The 16,991-nt window shown below is 75.4% G+C and carries 18 protein-coding genes and 1 riboswitch; of the genes, 8 read left to right on the top strand and 10 right to left on the bottom strand.

Features of this window, described 5'->3' with window-relative positions:
* Nucleotides 1–206 precede the first annotated feature (206 nt).
* On the top strand, nucleotides 207–1,040 hold the full coding sequence (locus ACN27A_RS24845; protein WP_421457038.1) for an MEDS domain-containing protein: 834 nt from the start codon (nucleotides 207–209) through the stop codon (nucleotides 1,038–1,040).
* On the top strand, nucleotides 1,037–1,996 hold the full coding sequence (locus ACN27A_RS24840) for an anti-sigma factor RsbA family regulatory protein (protein WP_421457037.1): 960 nt from the start codon (nucleotides 1,037–1,039) through the stop codon (nucleotides 1,994–1,996). Before ACN27A_RS24845 ends, ACN27A_RS24840 begins: the two co-directional genes overlap by 4 nt.
* Here the strand turns inward: ACN27A_RS24840 and ACN27A_RS24835 are convergent.
* On the bottom strand, nucleotides 1,956–2,858 hold the full coding sequence (locus ACN27A_RS24835; protein WP_421457036.1) for a cytochrome c oxidase assembly protein: 903 nt from the start codon (nucleotides 2,856–2,858) through the stop codon (nucleotides 1,956–1,958). The two genes, ACN27A_RS24840 and ACN27A_RS24835, sit on opposite strands and share 41 nt — an antisense overlap.
* Complete coding sequence (locus tag ACN27A_RS24830; protein WP_421457035.1) at nucleotides 2,810–3,295, bottom strand: DUF2243 domain-containing protein; 486 nt, start codon at nucleotides 3,293–3,295, stop codon at nucleotides 2,810–2,812. The genes ACN27A_RS24835 and ACN27A_RS24830 overlap by 49 nt, the downstream gene beginning before the upstream one ends.
* Before the next feature lie 210 nt (nucleotides 3,296–3,505).
* Here ACN27A_RS24830 and ACN27A_RS24825 point away from each other — a divergent pair, with 210 nt between their 5' ends.
* The 3 genes from ACN27A_RS24825 (at nucleotide 3,506) to ACN27A_RS24815 (ending at nucleotide 6,479) form a co-directional block, all read left to right on the top strand.
* The gene (locus tag ACN27A_RS24825; protein WP_421457034.1) at nucleotides 3,506–4,744 is read left to right on the top strand and encodes a DUF2786 domain-containing protein; all 1,239 of its coding nucleotides are present in this window, start codon (nucleotides 3,506–3,508) and stop codon (nucleotides 4,742–4,744) included.
* 98 nt (nucleotides 4,745–4,842) lie between these two features.
* Nucleotides 4,843–5,211: a YciI family protein gene (locus ACN27A_RS24820; RefSeq protein ID WP_151455124.1), complete on the top strand. Its 369-nt coding sequence runs from the start codon at nucleotides 4,843–4,845 to the stop codon at nucleotides 5,209–5,211.
* Nucleotides 5,208–6,479: an RNA polymerase sigma factor gene (locus tag ACN27A_RS24815; RefSeq protein WP_421457033.1), complete on the top strand. Its 1,272-nt coding sequence runs from the start codon at nucleotides 5,208–5,210 to the stop codon at nucleotides 6,477–6,479. Before ACN27A_RS24820 ends, ACN27A_RS24815 begins: the two co-directional genes overlap by 4 nt.
* 94 nt (nucleotides 6,480–6,573) lie before the next feature.
* Here ACN27A_RS24815 and ACN27A_RS24810 read toward each other — a convergent pair whose 3' ends face one another.
* From ACN27A_RS24810 to ACN27A_RS24790, 5 genes are all read right to left on the bottom strand, one after another.
* Nucleotides 6,574–7,074 carry a hypothetical protein gene (locus ACN27A_RS24810; RefSeq protein WP_421457032.1) on the bottom strand — a complete coding sequence of 167 codons (501 nt, stop codon included), beginning with the start codon at nucleotides 7,072–7,074 and terminating at the stop codon, nucleotides 6,574–6,576.
* 183 nt (nucleotides 7,075–7,257) lie between these two features.
* Nucleotides 7,258–7,431 carry a CsbD family protein gene (locus ACN27A_RS24805; RefSeq protein WP_132231820.1) on the bottom strand — a complete coding sequence of 58 codons (174 nt, stop codon included), beginning with the start codon at nucleotides 7,429–7,431 and terminating at the stop codon, nucleotides 7,258–7,260.
* Nucleotides 7,432–7,604: 173 nt separating this feature from the next.
* Nucleotides 7,605–9,857 (bottom strand): heavy metal translocating P-type ATPase, encoded by a 2,253-nt coding sequence (locus ACN27A_RS24800; protein ID WP_421457031.1) that lies wholly within the window; start codon nucleotides 9,855–9,857, stop codon nucleotides 7,605–7,607.
* Nucleotides 9,858–9,865: 8 nt separating this feature from the next.
* Entirely contained in the window at nucleotides 9,866–10,864 is a 999-nt protein-coding gene (locus ACN27A_RS24795; protein WP_421457030.1) for a hypothetical protein, read from the bottom strand.
* Nucleotides 10,865–10,894: 30 nt separating this feature from the next.
* The gene (locus ACN27A_RS24790; protein ID WP_132231826.1) at nucleotides 10,895–11,104 is read right to left on the bottom strand and encodes a heavy-metal-associated domain-containing protein; all 210 of its coding nucleotides are present in this window, start codon (nucleotides 11,102–11,104) and stop codon (nucleotides 10,895–10,897) included.
* A gap of 150 nt (nucleotides 11,105–11,254) precedes the next feature.
* Between ACN27A_RS24790 and ACN27A_RS24785 the strand changes: the two genes are divergently transcribed.
* The gene (locus ACN27A_RS24785; RefSeq protein ID WP_132231828.1) at nucleotides 11,255–11,557 is read left to right on the top strand and encodes a metal-sensitive transcriptional regulator; all 303 of its coding nucleotides are present in this window, start codon (nucleotides 11,255–11,257) and stop codon (nucleotides 11,555–11,557) included.
* 207 nt (nucleotides 11,558–11,764) lie between these two features.
* On the opposite strand, the gene ACN27A_RS24780 is transcribed toward ACN27A_RS24785, so the two are convergent.
* Nucleotides 11,765–12,391 carry a DUF305 domain-containing protein gene (locus tag ACN27A_RS24780; RefSeq protein WP_421457029.1) on the bottom strand — a complete coding sequence of 209 codons (627 nt, stop codon included), beginning with the start codon at nucleotides 12,389–12,391 and terminating at the stop codon, nucleotides 11,765–11,767.
* A gap of 81 nt (nucleotides 12,392–12,472) precedes the next feature.
* Complete coding sequence (locus ACN27A_RS24775) at nucleotides 12,473–12,976, bottom strand: hypothetical protein (protein ID WP_421457028.1); 504 nt, start codon at nucleotides 12,974–12,976, stop codon at nucleotides 12,473–12,475.
* Nucleotides 12,977–13,452: 476 nt separating this feature from the next.
* Between ACN27A_RS24775 and ACN27A_RS24770 the strand changes: the two genes are divergently transcribed.
* The gene (locus ACN27A_RS24770; RefSeq protein WP_421457027.1) at nucleotides 13,453–14,808 is read left to right on the top strand and encodes a YibE/F family protein; all 1,356 of its coding nucleotides are present in this window, start codon (nucleotides 13,453–13,455) and stop codon (nucleotides 14,806–14,808) included.
* Nucleotides 14,809–14,974: 166 nt separating this feature from the next.
* Nucleotides 14,975–15,106, top strand: a riboswitch (cyclic di-AMP (ydaO/yuaA leader).
* Nucleotides 15,107–15,109: 3 nt separating this feature from the next.
* Nucleotides 15,110–16,126: a coiled-coil domain-containing protein gene (locus ACN27A_RS24765; RefSeq protein WP_421457026.1), complete on the top strand. Its 1,017-nt coding sequence runs from the start codon at nucleotides 15,110–15,112 to the stop codon at nucleotides 16,124–16,126.
* Nucleotides 16,127–16,227: 101 nt separating this feature from the next.
* Here the strand turns inward: ACN27A_RS24765 and ACN27A_RS24760 are convergent, their stop codons facing one another.
* Nucleotides 16,228–16,980 carry a carbonic anhydrase gene (locus ACN27A_RS24760; protein ID WP_421457025.1) on the bottom strand — a complete coding sequence of 251 codons (753 nt, stop codon included), beginning with the start codon at nucleotides 16,978–16,980 and terminating at the stop codon, nucleotides 16,228–16,230.
* Nucleotides 16,981–16,991 lie beyond the last annotated feature (11 nt).

Raw genomic sequence — 16,991 nt, 5'->3', positions numbered from 1 at the left:
GGCGCGGCCTGCCCGACCGGGCGGGTGATGTCGGCGGCCACCCGGTCCCGGCGCGCCGGCGCAGACCCCGGGACGGAACGGCCGGCCGGTAGGCCCGCCCCGGGCGACGAACCGGTCGAAAGCCCCCGTCCCCGGCGTCCCGGGCAGGTCGCGGGCCCGGCGTCCGTTCCGGGGCGGCCTACACTGGTCAGCGTGAGGCGACCAGCATGATCAGCAGCGAACGGCGGACCGCGCCGGGCAGTCACATCTGCTGGTCGTACGACGACCTGGAGTCCCTCGCCGACCAGGCGGAGCGCCACCTCGCCGCGGCCCTCGCGGCCGGCGAGCGCTTCTGGTACGTGACACCACGCTCCTCGGACCTGGTGGCCGAGCGGCTGCACGCGCTGCCGAGCTTCACCGACGCGGTGCGCCGGGGCGCCGCCGAGGTGGTCCCCCTGGTCTCCACCTACTCGCCCGACCAGGTCGTCGACCCGGCGACGCAGGTCGCCGCCTACGCGGCCGCCACGGACGAGGCGCTGGCCGCCGGCCACACCGGACTGCGCGTGGTCGCGGAGGCCACCGAACTCGTCCGCACCCCGACCCAGCTCGACGTCTTCACCCGCTACGAGCACCAGATCGACCGCTACATGCGCACCCGGCCGTTCAAGGCCATGTGCGCCTACCACCGGCTGAAGCTTGGCGACCGGGCGGTCACCGAGTTGGCCTGCATGCACCCGCAGACCAACGTCGAGGACCTGCTGTTCCGGTTGTACGCCGTGGCACCCGCCGACGGGCACGCCGCGCTCGCCGGCGAGCTGGACATGTCGAACCACGACCTGTTCCGCACCGCCCTGGACCGCGCCGACCTGCGACCCACCGACGGCGAGCTGGTGCTGTCGGCGGCCGACCTGCGTTTCGTGGACCACCGCGCCCTGGCCCACCTGGCCGAGTACGCGCACCACCGCGGCGCGACCGCCGTGCTGCGCACCCCCCGCTCGGCCGCGGCCCGCCTGGTGGAGCTGCTGGACCTGCCCGGCGTGCGGGTGGAGGTCACGCCATGAGGACGGGTGCGGCCGCCCAGCACCACGGCTACTACCACGAGGCCGTGCGCTACGACTCCGACGACGAACTGCTCGCCGTGGCGGTGCCGTTCCTGCTCGGCGGCGTCGAGGCGGGCGAGCCGACGTTCGTGGCCCTGGGCGAGCGCACCGGCGGGCTGGTCCGCTCGGCACTGCCGGCCGGTTCCGGGGTCGAGTTCCTGCCCGGGGGCGACGTCTACGCCCGGCCCGCCGCCGCCATCCGTTCCTACCGCCAGCTTCTCGCCGCGCAGGTGGCCGCCGGCGCCGGGCAGATCCGGATCATCGGTGAGGTGCCCCCGGTCTCGTTCGGGGCGACCTGGGACTGGTGGGCCCGCTACGAGTCGGCGATAAACCACGCGTACGACGACTTCCCGCTGTGGAGCATGTGCGCGTACGACAACCGGATCACGCCGCCGGAGGTGCTGGCGGACGTGGCCCGGACGCACCCCCGGTTCGCCACCCCCGACGGGCGGCACGTGCCCAGCCCGACCTGGACGCCGCCGAGGGAATACCTGCGGCAGAGCCGCCGGATCGTGGCCGACCCCCTCCAGGCGCAGCCACCGGCCGTGGAGCTGACGGACCCGACGGCGGCCGAGGCGCGCGCCGCCGTGCACAAGGTCGACCAGGGCCAGGTGCCGGTCGACGACGTGGAGGATCTGGTCGTCGCGGTGAGCGAGATCGTCACCAACGCCCTGCGCCACGGCAGGCCGCCGGTCCGACTGCGCGTGTGGGCCGGCGACGACCGCATCGTGGCGACGGTCAGCGACGGCGGCGACGGGCCGGGCGACCCGTTCTGCGGGCTGCTCCCCGTGTCCGACGACGCCCCCGGCGGGCTCGGCCTCTGGATCACCTACCAGTCCTGCAACCACGTCACCTGGCAGCGCGACGACGCCGGGTTCACGCTCCGGCTGACGGCCGGGAAGGCGTACACCGGCTGACCGGGACGGCCTCGCCGCCGGGCGGGCCCGCGCCGGCGGCGGGTGCCGGTCGGCGGGGCCGACGCCGGTGGTACCAGGCCGCGAAGAGGGCGGTGGCGAGCAGCAGTTCGGCGACGTCGCCGCCGTAGTACATCAACCGGGCCGCCGCCCGCAGCGCGTCGACGTCCCGTTCGGGCAGCCCGGGCGGCAGGGTGGCGGCGTGCGCGTAGAGGTACTTCGCCAGCACGGCGTGCCCGGCCCCCGCCGCGAGCAGAGCGCCGACCCGCACCGCCGGGCCCGGCCGGCGCGGCGCCGGGTCCGGGCCGGCCACCGACCAGGCGAACAGGTAGCCGGCGGCGACGTAGTGCACGTGCAGGGCGTGGTGCAGCACGGGGTTCCGCTCGGCCGCCGCGTACAGCGGCGTGAGCAGCACCAGCGCCAGCCCGCCGGTGGTGAGCAGCGCCGCCGTCACCGGATGGGCGAGCACGTGCACCGGCCGGGCCCGCAGGAACCGGCCCACCCGACGGCCGGCCGCCGGCGGCACGACCCGCAGCAGCAGGGTCACCGGCGCGCCGAGGGCCAGCGCGAGCGGCGCGACCATGCCCAGCAGCAGGTGCTGGGCCATGTGCACGCGCGGGTCGCCGGGCCCGCCCGCCAGCGGGCCGAGGGCGACCGCGAGCACCGCGCAGCCGGCCAGCCAGGCGACCGTACGCCGGCGACGCCAGCCGCGCCGGTCGCGGGACACGGCCAGCAGGTAGCCGGCGGCGAGCAGCGCGACCGCCGCGAGCGGCAGCGGGGCGGGCCCCGCGGCGGCACCGGTGTGCGCGAGCGCCGTCACCGGGCGTCGCGGCCGGAGCGGGACCGCGTCCGCCAGGTCACCCACGCGCCGAGCAGCAGCAGCGCCACCGCCGCCACGTTCCACACCACGTCGTACGGGAGCAGGTGCACCCCGTAGCGGATCTGGTGCAGTCGCAGCACCTTGTGGTCGACGATCCCGTCGAAGAGCTGGAACGCCCCCGCGCCGAGCAGGAACCCGCCCCAGGCGGCCCGGGGCACCAGGGCGCCCCGGCGGCGCAGGTCGGCGAACCAGAAGAAGCCGCCGACCAGGGCGAGCAGCTCGGCCGAGTGCAGCAGCCCGTCGGAGAGCAGCCCGACGGAGAGGGTGGACCGGTCGTAGAAGTGGTGCCAGCCGAGGATCTGGTGGAAGACGATCTCGTCGACGGCGGCCATCACCGCCACCCCGATCACCGCGGCGGCGAGGACCGACCGACGAAGATCAGGTGCGCCGGAGCCGTCGCCCGGCAACCGCGATCCCGCCATCCCACCCACCTCACATCGCCCGTCACCCCCGAACTACCCGGGACCGGCCGAACCATGCGGAAGTTCCCCGCCGACGGGACGGCCGGGCCGGGGCCTTCCGGTGGCACGGGTCACGACCGGCGGACGGCGCGCGGGCCCGGCGGTACCTTCGGCGGGCGGGCGACGGTCGTTTCCCGGCACGGAAGAAGCAGACCCCAGGAGGACACGGCCGTGCCGGACGCCGAGGAACTGGTCAACGACGCGCTCGCGGCGGTACGCGGCACCGACGTACGCCTCGCGGAGCGGCAGCTGGACCGGCTGATGATCGGGACGGGCGCCGCGGACGGCGCGGCGGCGGTGGACGCCGCGCTCCTGCGCCGCTTGGCGCGGGGCGTGGGGCGGCTGGCGCAGCGCGGCTGGCAGCCGGTGGACCTCGGCCGACTCGCCGCCCGCCGACTCGACCCCCGGGCGGCCGGGCTGGTCACCGACGCGCTCGCCGCGCAGCGCCGCGAGCTGGCCGACCCGGTGCCGCCGTGGTGGGACGACCAGCTGCGCGACCTGGGCGCCGGGGTGTGGTGGGACGCCGACGAGGGCCACCTGACCGCCTGGTCCGCCCGCGCCGGGTGCGACCGGTTCACCGCGCTGCGGGCGGCGGTCGACGCGCTGGCCCTGATCGAGGGGCTCCCGCCGATCGCCGTGCTGCGCCCGCCGCCCGGCGCGCCCGGGACGGCCGTCGCGCGCGGCGGGCCGGGCAGCGGCTCCCGGATGCTCGACCGGGTGCGGGCGCTGCTGGCCAAGGCGGAGTCGACCACCTACCCGGCCGAGGCGGAGGCGCTGACCGGCAAGGCCCAGGAGCTGATCGCCCGGCACAGCATCGACCAGGCGCTGCTGGCGGGCGCCGCCGAGCCCACCGACCGGCCCGGCGGGATGCGCCTCGGCACCGAGCCCCCGTACGCGGGCGCGAAGGCGCTGCTGGCGCAGGAGGTGGCGGCGGCGAACCGCTGCGAGGCCGTCTGGTCCGACGACCTCGGCTTCACCACCGTGCTGGGCTGGCCGGCCGACCTGGAGGCGGTCGAGCTGCTCTACACCTCGCTGCTGGTGCAGGCCACCACCGCGATGCTGCGCGGCCGGGGCGAACGGCGGGCCAGGAGCACCGGCCGGCGCACCCGGGACTACGACGAGTCCTTCCTCAACGCCTTCGCGCTGCGGATCGGCGAGCGGCTGCGGGCCGCCACGGACGCGGCCGACCGGGAGGCGACGGCACAGGCCGGGCCGGAACGGCTGCTGCCGGTGCTCGCCACCCGCGCCGAGGCGGTACGCGAACGCCTCGACACGCTCTTCCCCGGCGTCGTCCGGGGGCGGCTCACGGTGCGCGACGCCGAGGGCTGGTCGTCGGGCACCTCCGCCGCCGACCGCGCCTCGCTCGGCGCCGGCCCCGCCCCGAAGCGCCAGGTACGCGGCCGGCGCTGAGATTCCGTACCGCCGGCTGTCGGAACCGGCGGGTCGGCTCCGACCCCTCACCGGAAACGCGCCACCATGGGCTCGGCCGAGGAAACGAGGAGCACCCGATGAAGTACATGCTGCTGATCTGGAACCGCCCGGGGTTCGTGGACGGCCTGTCGGAGCAGGAGCGCAGCGCGCTCTTCGGCGAGGTCGACGAGCTCATGCGGGAACTGACCGAGTCGGGCGAGTTCCTCGGCGGTCAGGCCCTGGCCGACCCGTCGCAGGCGCGTACGGTCCGGCTGGCCGGTGACCGGCCGGAGGTGACCGACGGGCCGTACATGGAGAGCAAGGAGCAGTTCGCCGGCTACCTGATGGTCGACTGCGACAGCCCCGAGCGGGCCGCCGAGATCGCCGCCAGCTGGCCGGACGTGCGGCGGGGCTTCGGCGTGCTGGAGGTGCGGGCGATCATGGACGAGGCCGGGACGGAGATGTGAGCGGAGGGCACCTGGAGGACCTGCTGCGCGACCTGGCGCCGCAGGTCCTCGGCCTGCTCGTCCGCCGGCACGGCCAGTTCGACGCCGCCGAGGACGCCGTGCAGGAGGCGCTGCTCGCCGCCGCCGTGCAGTGGCCGCAACAGGGCGTGCCGGACAACCCCCGGGCGTGGTTGCTCACCGTCGCCACGCGCCGGCTGACCGACGAGTGGCGCAGCGAGCGCGCCCGACGCAACCGGGAGGCCGCGCTGGCCGCCCGCGAGCCGGCGTACGCGACGGTCGCGCCGGCCGTCGACGAACAGCCACCGGCGGGGGACGACACGCTGGCCCTGCTGTTCCTCTGCTGCCATCCGGCGCTGGCCCGGTCGGCTCAGGTCGCGCTGACGCTACGGGCGGTCGGCGGCCTCACCACCGCGCAGATCGCGCGGGCGTACCTCGTGCCCGAGGCGACGATGAGCCAGCGCATCCGCCGGGCCAAGCAGCGGATCGAGGCCGCCGGGGCGCGGTTCACGATGCCCGCCCCCGGGGACCGGGACGAGCGGCTACGGGCCGTGCTCCAGGTGCTCTACCTGATCTTCAACGAGGGGTACACCGCGTCCAGCGGGCCGGACCTGCACCGGGCCGACCTGACCACCGAGGCGATCCGGCTGGCCCGGCTGGTGCACCGGCTGCTCCCGGGCGACGGCGAGGTGACCGGGCTGCTGGCGTTGATGCTGCTCACCGACGCGCACCGGGCCGCCCGCACCGGGCCCGCCGGGGAGCTGGTCCCGCTCGCCGAGCAGGACCGCGACCGCTGGGACCACGAGGCGATCGGCGAGGGGACCGCGCTGGTCACCGAGGCGTTGACCTGGTCACCGCCCGGTCCGTACCAGCTCCAGGCGGCGATCGCGGCCGTGCACGCCGAGGCCCCGTCCGCCGGGCGCACCGACTGGCGACAGATCCTGGCGCTCTACCGGCTGCTCGCCCGGACCGCCCCGAGCCCGATGGTCACCCTGAACCAGGCCGTCGCGGTGGCCATGGTGGACGGTCCCCGCGCCGGCCTGGCCCTGCTCGCCCCGCTCGACGACGACGACCGCACGGCCGGGCACCATCGGCTCGCCGCCGTCCGCGCCCACCTGCTGGAACTGGCCGGCGAACCGGAGCGGGCGCGGGCGGCGTACCTGGCTGCGGCACGGGGGACGACGAGCCTGCCGGAGCAGCGCTACCTGGAGTTGCGGGCCGCGCGGCTGACGGGGACCGACGAGTCCCGGCGGCTGCGGGAGCCGCGCTGACGGACGCCGGCCGGCGTGCGGCACGGGGGTGCATGCCGGCCGGCGTCGCGGGTCAGGCGTCCACGCCGGTGCCCGGGCAACGTGCCCGTCGGCCTCAGGCGCGGCACTCGCGGGTCAGCTTCGGTGGGATCGCGGTGAAGGTGGAGTCCATCCAGGCGGCCGGCCGGGACGCCCGGGAACCGGCGTCGATCCGGTCGGCGGTCTCCTGGATCAGGGCGCGGATCTCCGGGTCGGCGGCACGGCGGGCCTGCGCGCGTACGTCGTCCGCCAGCCCCGCCAGGTTGCGCCGGAGCTGGTCGGCGACCTGCTCACCGGTCAGGTCGCGGGTGACCGAGGCCGCCGAGTCGGTGGCGATCCGCCGGCTGCCGGCGAGGATGAGCTTGTCGACCTCGCGGCAGACCTCGACGGTGTTGGCGGCGGTCGTGGCGACCGGGGAGGGGCTCGGGGCGGCGCTCGCCGGGGCCGTCGGGCTCGGCGGCGGGGCCGCGCCGGTCCGGGCGGCCTCCTCCCGCGCGGTGTCCTGGCAACCCACGGCCAGCACCCCGAGCGCCACCGTGGCGGCGGCGCGGCGCGCGTAGACGACGGATCGGGACACGGGACCTCCCGTTCGGGGTCTCGACCTTCCCGGGGCTGACGGCACGGGTGCGGCCGGCGCCGGGCGGCGGGACGTCGACCTGCCAACGAGTGGCGCCTGCCGGGGGAAACGTCCGCCGGACGCGCCAGTACGCCCTCCGCCGGCTCGGCTGGAGACCGGTCCGGCGGAGGGCGCGTACGCGGGTCAGCTCTTGAAGGCGTCCTTGATCTTCTCGCCGGCCTGCTTGAGCTTGGCGCTGGCCTGGTCGTTGCGCCCCTCGGCCTCGAGCCGCTCGTTGTCGGTGGCCCGGCCGGCGCCTTCCTTCAGCTTGCCGGCCGCGTCCTCGGTCGTGTTGTTGATCTTGTCTTCGAAACCCATGTCAACCTCCGGATTGGCGGTGCCGGTACGCCTCTCGAATACCCCGCACCGCCACCGTCCAACCGTCCGGTCGTCCATCGCCGCCGGACGACCCTGCCGCCAGGCCGGCGGGCCCGTGACGACCGGTGCCGCCGGCCCCTGACGGACGGGGCCGGCGGCACGGTGCACAGGGGTCAGGAGACCGGGCGGAAGCCCCGCAGCCGGAGGCTGTTGGCGACCACGAAGACCGAGGAGAAGGCCATCGCGGCGCCGGCGATCATCGGGTTCAGCAGGCCGGCGGCGGCCAGCGGCAGGGCCGCCACGTTGTAGGCGAAGGCCCAGAACAGGTTGCCCTTGATGATGCCGAGGGTGCGCCGGGCGAGCCGGATCGCGTCCACGGCGGCCATCAGGTCACCCCGGACCAGGGTCAGGTCGGACGCCTCGATCGCCACGTCCGTGCCGGTGCCCATCGCCAGGCCGAGGTCGGCCTGAGCCAGCGCGGCGGCGTCGTTGACCCCGTCGCCGACCATCGCCACCACCCGCCCCTCGTCCTGGAGCCGCCGCACGACGTCGACCTTGTCGGCCGGCAGCACCTCGGCGACCACCTCGTCGATGCCCAACTCGGCGGCCACGGCGCGGGCGACGGTGGTGTTGTCGCCGGTCAGCAGCACCGGCGTCAGGCCGAGCGCGCGCAGCTGTGCGATCGCCGCCCGGCTCGTCGGTCGGACCACGTCGGCCACCGCGAGGACCCCGCGGGCCCGGCCGTCCCAGCCGGCCAGCACCGCCGTCCGCCCCTGGGCCTCCGCCGTGGCCGCCGCCCGCGCGACCTCCTCCGGTACGTCGAGGCCGTGCTCGCGCAGCAGTCGGGGCCGACCGATGAGCACCTCCCGGCCGTCGACCGTCCCGCTCACGCCGAGCCCCTCGGCGTTGGCGAACCCGGTCACCGGCGGCAGCACGCCCACCTCGGCCGCCCCGGCGGCGACGGCCCGGGCGATCGGGTGCTCGGACGCGGACTCCAGCGCCCCGGCGAGCCGCAGCAGCTCCGCGCGGTCCTCGCCGGCCGCCGGGACCACGTCCACCAGCGTCATCCGACCGGTGGTGACGGTGCCGGTCTTGTCCAGCACGACCGTGTCGACCTGCTTCGTGGACTCCAGCACCTCCGGCCCCTTGATCAGGACGCCGAGCTGCGCGCCCCGGCCGGTGCCGACCAGCAGGGCGGTCGGCGTGGCCAGCCCGAGGGCGCACGGGCAGGCGATGATCAGCACCGCCACGGCGGCGGTGAACGCGGCGGTCCCGCCCGACCCGTTGCCGAGCCACCAGCCGAGGGTGCCCACCGCGAGGGCGATCACGATCGGCACGAAGACGCCGGAGATCCGGTCGGCCAGCCGCTGCACCGCCGCCTTGCCGGTCTGCGCCTGCTCGACCAGCCGGGCCATCTGGGCCAGTTGGGTGTCGCCGCCGATGCGGGTGGCGGTGACCACCAGCCGGCCGCCCGCGTTGACGGTCGCGCCGACCACGGGCTCGCCCGGGCCGACCTCGACCGGGACGGACTCGCCGGTGAGCATGCTGGCGTCGACCGCCGAGGTGCCCTCGTCGACCACGCCGTCCGTGGCGATCTTCTCACCGGGCCGCACCACGAACCGGTCCCCCACCACGAGCTGGTCCACCGGGATCCGGGTCTCCGTGCCGCCGCGCAGCACGGCGACGTCCTTGGCGCCGAGTTCGAGCAGGGCCCGCAGCGCCGCGCCGGCGGTCCGCTTCGCCCGCGCCTCGAAGTAGCGGCCGGCGAGGATGAACACGGTCACCCCGGCCGCCGCCTCCAGGTAGATGTTGCCGGCGCCGTCGGAGCGGTTGATGGCGAGGCTGAACGGGTGGGTCATCCCCGGCGTCCCGGCGGTGCCGAGGAAGAGCGCCCAGACCGACCAGCCGAACGCCGCCAGGGTGCCGAGCGAGACCAGGGTGTCCATGGTCGCCGCGCCGTGCCGCAGGTTGATCCAGGCCGCCCGGTGGAAGGGCAGCCCGCCGTAGGCCACGACCGGGGCGGCCAGGGTGAGCGACAGCCACTGCCAGAAGTCGAACTGCCAGGCGGGCACCATCGCCAGCACGATCACGGGCACGGTGAGCACGGCCGATACCCACAGCCTGGTACGCAGGCCGCGCAGCTCGTCCACCGGCTCGGCGGCCGGTTCGCCGCCGGCGGGCGTGGGCGGGGGCGGCAGGGCCGCCGTGTAGCCGGTCTTCTCCACCGTGGCGATCAGCTCGTCCGGGGTGACCTCGTCGGCGTACCGGACGGTGGCCTTCTCCGTGGCGTAGTTGACGGTGGCCGTCACCCCGTCCATCCGGTTCAGCTTCTTCTCGATCCGGGCCGCGCAGGAGGCGCAGGTCATCCCGCCGATCGCCAGCTCGATCTGGTTCGGCGCCGTCAGCAAGGGCTTGGTCGTCATCATGCTTCCCGTCAGTCGTGCCCGTGACCGGGGACGCCGTGGTCGGCGCCGGCGGTCGGGGAGCTCGTGGCGGCGGGCGTGCCCGCCGTCGGGGAGCTGGTCGCCGCCGGGACACCCGGCGCGGTCGGGCTGCCGGCGACGACGGTGAACTCGGCGGTACGCACCACGCCGCCGTGCTTGAAGTCCAGGTAGAGGCGGTAGGCCCCGGCCGACGGCATCTCGGCCGAGAAGCTCACCTCGGGGCCGGGCCGCGTCCGGCCGTCGCCCGGCTCGCCGTGCGGGTGCACGTGCAGGTAGGCCAGGTCGCCCTGACGCAGCGCCACCAGGTGGCCGTACGCGCCCAGGTAGGGCTCCAGGTCGGTGACCGGCGCGCCGGCGCGGCTCACCGTCAGGGTCAGCTCGGCGGTGCGGCCGGGCTCCGGGGCGCCGGCGAGCGTGACGGTGTAGCCGTCGACCGTGGTGCTGGTCGCCGGGGCGGGCAGGGGCCGCCCGGTCAGCGCGCCGGGGACGGTCACGTCGACGCCGAGCGTCAGCGCCTCGCCCCCGGTCGGGGTGAAGTCGGCGAACGCCCGCCAGACGCCGGGACCGGCGAGTGGCGAGTCGACCCGCCAGGTGCCGTCCGGCGCCATCTCGGGGTGCACGTGCCGGAAGCCGGAGAGGTCGCGGCGGGCCACGATCAGGTGCATGCGCTTGTCGTGCGCGACGTCGTACGCGGTCACCGCCCGGCCGTCCGGGCCGGTGACCTGGAAGGCGAACTGCCCGGCCGGGGCGTCCACCGGGCGCAGGGTGTAGCCGCGGTCGGAGACGAGCAGGCCGCCGGGCAGGTGCGCCGCCCCGCCGCTGTCGCCCCCGTGTCCGTCCTCGCCGCCGTCGCCGTGCCCCCCGGTGGCGTCGTGCGGGGCTTCGGCGGGCGGCGCCACGGGGTCGGCCACCCGACCGACCCCGTACGTCGCGCCGAACACCACCGCGAGGCCGAGGGCGAAACCGCTCAGCTTCGTCGCCGTGTTCATGGTGTGCCTCGTTTCCCCCGTGCCCGCGCCTCAGGCGCCGACGAGGTCGTAGCCGGCCTCGTCGACGGCGGAGCGCACGGTGTCGGTTTCCAACGGACCTTCGCTGGTGACGGTGACCTGACCGGCGGCGACGTCGACCTGGACGTCGCTGACGCCCGGGATCGCGCCGACCTCGGTGCTGACCGCGGTGGCGCAGTGCCCACAGGTCATGCCCTGCACCTGGTACGTCGTGGTGATCATGGAACTCTCCTCTCGACGCCTCCAGCCTATACCCCCCAGGGGTAAATCGGAGGCGGACCGGTGCCTGCGTCGCGTACCGGTACCCGGTGGGGGTATCCCGACTGGAAGCGAACGTACCATACCCCCGAGGGGTACGGTATCCTCGACCCCATGACCACACCGACGCCCACGCCGACCAGGGGCTACACCGCCACCAAGGATCAGCTGCTCGCGCGGCTGCGCCGCGTCGAGGGGCAGGTCCGTGGCATCGAGAAGATGGTCGACGAGGATCGCTACTGCATCGACGTGCTCACCCAGATCTCCGCGATCCAGGCCGCCCTGGACAAGGTCGCGCTGGGCCTGCTCGACGGGCACGCCCGGCACTGCATGCGCGAGGGCGCGGCCGAGGGCCGGGCCGACGAGATGGCCACCGAGATGATGGCCGCCGTCGGTCGCCTCATGAAGCGCGGCTGACCACCGGCAGGCTCCTTCGCCCGGTCGGCGCACCGGTTCCGCGCGCCCGGGCCCGCACGGCAGGATCCGCGCGCCGGGCCCCTCCAGGCAGGATCCGCGCCGCCGGGCCCCTCCAGGCAGGATCCGGTGGCGGCGCCCCGGCACCCCCTGGGGCGGTACGGCCAGGGCGCCCCGGCGCCCCCGGTCGGGGACGCCGGGGCGGGCGGCTCAGAACCGGCCGAGGATCTTGCGCATCGTGTCGATCTCCGCCTGCTGGGTGCGGACGATCTGCTGGGCCATTGCCTTGGCTTCCGCGTTCACGCCCCGGGCCAGCTCGTCGCGGGCCATGGTGATCGCGCCCTCGTGGTGGGCGATCATCATGGTCAGGAACTGCCGGTCGAACTCCCGGCCGGTGGCAGCTGCCAGCTTCGCCATGTCGGCGTCGGACATCATGCCGGGCATGCCGTGGTCCATGTGCGGCATGCCGCCCGGCGACGGCACCGGCCGCCCCCAGGCCGCCAACCAACCGCTCATCGTGGCGATCTCGGGTCCCTGGGCGGCCTTGATCTCCGTGGCGAGCCGCCTGACCTCCGGATCCGCCGCCCGCGTCGGCGCCAGTTCGGCCATCTCCACCGCCTGCCGGTGGTGCGGAATCATCATCTGGGCGAACATCACGTCCGCGTCGCCGAACGCGGCCGCACCGGTGGCGGTGGCGGCCGGCCCGCCGGCGCCGGGGGTGCCGTGCCCCGCCCCCGGCGACGAGTGGTCGTCGCCACCGCAGGCGGCGAGGGCGAGGGCGGTGGTGACGGCGACGCCGGCCAGGGCGGCACGGCGCGCGAGGGTACGAGTGGTCATGGTGGAACCTTTCGGTGTCGGAACGTACGCGGCATGACGGGGACGCGGAACGGCGTGCAACCGCACCGCGTCGAACGCGTCCTACCTGCGCAGCACCGAGACCGTGGCGAGCCGCAGACCGACCGGCCGGGGCGGCGGGGCCCGGGGCGGCGGGAAGGCGCCGACCGGACCGCCCCCGGTCGGGCCGACGGCGCGTACGCGGACCGACAGCACCGCCGCCAGCAGCAGCGCGGCCGTGAACGCGCCCAGCACCGCCAGGCACACGCCCCACCCGGGCAGCCCTCTCCCCGTATCACCGCCGGCAGGCAGCAGGTCCTCGGAGGCGCAGCCCCCGGGACAGCCCACGACGGTCTGGAGAGCCAACCCGGCGGCGTGCGGGCCGGGCGCGGCGGCGGCGGCGTGCGGGCCGGGCGCGGCGGCGGCGGCGTGCGGGCCGGGCGCGGCGGCGGCGTGCGCCGACGGGTTCGCGGGATGACCCGTCTGGTGCGAGTCGTGGCCGATCGTGTGCATCGCGGCCAGCCCGAGCAGCGTGCCGACGAGCAACAGGAGCCGCGCGCCCCGCGCCGCCGTCACCGTCGTCCGCACGTCCCTCACGCTAGCGCGTCGACCCGTGCCGCACGGGCACCACCCACGTCCGGCCCCCGCACGTGCGCGGGCCGGCACCGGTTCCCGCACGTCGACGGCGAAGGTGGGCCGGTCGGGCACGGATGGGTATCGCGCGTGAGGAGCCGAACATGGGCGGCCGGGCGCGCGCAGGTCCCGCGCGTGGGCGTGCCGGCGGGCGTGGTGAAGGTCCGCGCCGCGACACCACCCGCACGACCTGCGCCCCGATGCCGGGGTGGCTACCATTCGGCCGGTGGCCCTCCGGACTCCGCACCACCCGCCCCGCGCGCACCGCCGGGCGGCGGCACCGCCCACCCGCGACCGGGTGGGGGCCCAGGACCGCGGTACGTGACCGCACCACCACGCGGAAGCGATCCCCGTCGCGCCCACGCGGCGACGGGTGAACCGACCGGCCCCGCCGGCCCGTACCCCGCCCTGGATTCGTAGGGAGACACACGTTGGGCGCCGACCACACCCGTCCCGCTCCGTCCGCCCCGCCGAGGGTGCGGCGGATCCTCGTCGCGACGGTGGTGCCCCTCTTCGTCGCCACGCTGATCGCGGCCCTGGTGCTGTGGCCGTGGGACGCGCCCGACCCGGCGACCGGCACCGACGCACCCCGCTACCACGGCACGGTGACCCGGGTGGTGACGGAGCCGTGCCCGCCCGCCCCGGAGGCCCCGGAGGGGAGCCCCGACGCGCGGCAGGGCCCCTGCGGCACGGTCACCGTACGGGTGCAGGACGGCCCCGACGCCGGCCAGCAGATCCAGACGCCGATCCCGGCCGGGCCCGGTGCGCCGACCGTCGCCGTGGACGACGAGATCATCCTGGTCGAGCTCACCGACCCCGCCGACCCCACGGCCAGCACCTACAACATCGCCGAGCACCAGCGCGGCAAGCCGCTGGTCTGGCTGGTGGCGCTCTTCGCGGCCGCCATCGTCGCCTTCGGGCGGTGGCGCGGGCTGGCCGCGCTGGGCGGCCTGGCGGCGAGCTTCGCCATCCTGCTGACCTTCGTGCTGCCGGGCATCAGCGCCGGGAACCCGCCCCTGCTGGTCGCGGTCGTCGGCGCCGCTCTGATCATGTTCGTGGTGCTCTACCTGACCCACGGCGTGACGGCGCAGACCTCGGTCGCCGTGCTCGGCACGCTGGGCAGCCTGGTGCTGACCGGTGTCCTCGGCACGATCGCCACCGCCGCGACCCACCTGACCGGGTTCGGCTCCGAGGACGCCACCACGCTGTCGATGTACCAGGCCGACGTCGACCTGCACGGGCTGCTGCTGGCCGGGATCGTCATCGGCTCCCTCGGCGTGCTGGACGACGTCACGGTGACCCAGGCCGCCACGGTCACCGAGCTGGCCCACGCCAACCCCGGGCTGTCCCGGACGCAGCTCTACCGGGCGGCGACCCGGGTCGGCCGGGCGCACATCGCCTCGACGGTGAACACCATCGTGCTGGCGTACGCGGGCGCCTCCCTGCCGGTGCTGCTCCTGCTGACCGCCGACTCGCGGGCGGTGACCCAACTTCTCACCAGCGAGTTCCTCGCCCAGGAGATCGTCCGCAGCGCAGTCGCCACCCTGGGCCTGATCGCCGCCGTGCCGCTGACCACCGCGCTGGCGGCCCTGGTGACCACGGCCGGCCGACGCGGCGGGGACGCCACCGGCCGCGCCGCGCCCACGCGCACGACCGCGCCGACACCCCGGCCGGCGACCGACCGGTCCGAGGCGCTGGAGGCCCTCAGCGGGCCGCGTGGGGACACGCCGTCCGCCGCTCCCGCCGAATGGCCCGACGGGCGCAGAAGTACGGACACCGCATGGTGACGCTCCTCAGCGTGACCGAACAGGGCGTTCGTCCTGATAAACGCGTCACTGGTCACCGTCCGCCATTACGAAATAACGCATTTAGTCGGCTTAGGGACGTAGATCCCCGGGAGCGTTCTCGGGTAACCTCGCTGCCGGTCACCGCCGAAGGCGCGCAGCGGCGCCTGCGGTGCCGCCGCCCAATCGCCGCGAGGCGAACCGGGGACCCAGGTACGTGGGGTGAATCCGCGACAGCGGTAGGGGCCACTTCCGCCCCGAACCCGTCAGCTAACCCGGTCGGCGGTCGACGGAAGGGAAAACTGTGACGGCACCCCTACGCCGCTGGTTGACGCCCGTGGTGGCCGTACTCGCCGCTCTGGCGGTCTTCGCCGGGCCTCTGCCGGCGGCGGCCGCGCCCACCCCGCCCAAGCCCTCCGGGCACGGGGACGACGAGCCCAAGCTGCTCGACGACCTCATCGAGGCCCGGAACCGGTCCTACGTGCAGGCCAAGGCGAAGCTGGCGAAGTCGAAGAAGCGCCAGCTCGAACTGGCCCTGGAGGTCTCCCGGGCGCAGGCCGAACTGAGCGCGCTGGCCCCCCAGGTCAGCCAGATCGCCGCCCAGTCCTACCGCACCGGGCGGATCGGCGCGGTGTCCATGCTGCTGGACACCGCCAGCCCCGACTCGTTCGTCAAGCGCGCCGCCGCCCTCGACGAGCTCAACCTGGTCAACTCCAAGAAGCTCGCCGAGGTGAACGCGGTCAAGGACCGCGCCGAGCAGGCCAAGCTGGCGCTCGACACCGAGGTCCGCGAACAGCAGAAGCTGACGAACGAGATGGCGCGCGGCAAGCGGGAGGCGGAGAAGGCGCTCGCGCTGGTCGGCGGCAGAGGACTGACCAGTGGCAAGGTGGTCGCCACCTCGCCGGTGGCGAAGATCGCGCCGGGACGGACGGCCGACGGCGACTGGACGCCGCTGTCACCCACCGAGGCCGATCCCACCACCTCCGGCCGCATCACGGCGCGCACCCTGCACATGTACAAGGAGGTCAAGCGGGCCGGCTTCAACCGGTTCGTCGGCTGTTACCGCCCCGGCGGGCCGTACGAGCACCCGAAGGGCCGGGCCTGCGACTGGTCGCTGCAGAAGAGCGGCTTCTCCCCCTGGCACAACGACGACACCTACATGTACGGCAACAACCTGACCGCGTTCCTGGTCCGCAACGCCGATCGGCTCGGCATCTACTACGTGATCTGGAACAGACAGATCTGGTTCCCGGCGACCGGCTGGAGTTCCTACAGCGGCCCGTCGAACCACACCGACCACGTCCACGTGTCACTGCTCTAGCCGGGACCACACGTACACACAGAGGGCCGCCCCGCCGGACGCGGGAGCGGCCCTCTGTCGTCTGTACGGGCCCGCCGCGACGACCTGCCGGGCGGGCGGAGTCAGGCGAGCGCGGCGCTGGCCGCCGCCTCCGGCGCGTCGGCCGTGCGGGCGGGCACCTCGGCCACCGTCCGCACCTCGCCGGCGGTCAGCCGGTACGACATGCCGACCACCCCGCAGCGGCCGGCGGCCACCTCCGCGGCGAGGACGGCGGAGCGGCCCAGCATCGCCTCGACGGTGTGCGCGATGTGGATGTCGACGATGCCGTCGATGTCGTGCACGCCCTCGGCGGCGGCCCGGCGCAGGCTGGGCACCACGGCGTCCACCACGGCGCACAGGTGCCCGACCGGCGGGGTGCCGGTGGCGTCCGCCGCACGAGCCGCCTGGACGGCCCCGCAGGAGTCGTGACCGAGCACCACCACCAGCGGCGTGCCCAGGACCGTGACGGCGTACTCCACGCTGCCCAGCACCTCGGGACCGATGGTGTGCCCGGCGGTGCGGACCACGAAGAGGTCACCGAGGCCGCGGTCGAAGATGATCTCGGCGGCGAGCCGGGAGTCGGAGCAACCGACGATCACCGCGAAGGGGTGCTGCCCGTCGGCGACCGCGGCGCGGTGCCCGGCGTCCTGGTTGGGGTGGCGCGGGGCGCCGGTCACGAACCGCCGGTTGCCGGCGTGCAGCTCGGCGAGCGCCTGCTCGGGACTCGCGGGGACGGCGATCGCGGTGCCGACGTCGGCCGGGGCCCCGCCCGTGGCCGGCACCGGGAGCGTCCGCTCCGGGCCCGGTTGGCTTCCTGGCGATCCGGGACGACTCATCCCACACCTCG

This window comes from Micromonospora sp. WMMD737 (assembly GCF_049179055.1).
Lineage (GTDB): Bacteria > Actinomycetota > Actinomycetes > Mycobacteriales > Micromonosporaceae > Micromonospora > Micromonospora reichwaldensis.
Note: the sequence above shows the minus strand (reverse complement) of the source record. Positions and strands in the feature narration are given on the sequence as shown.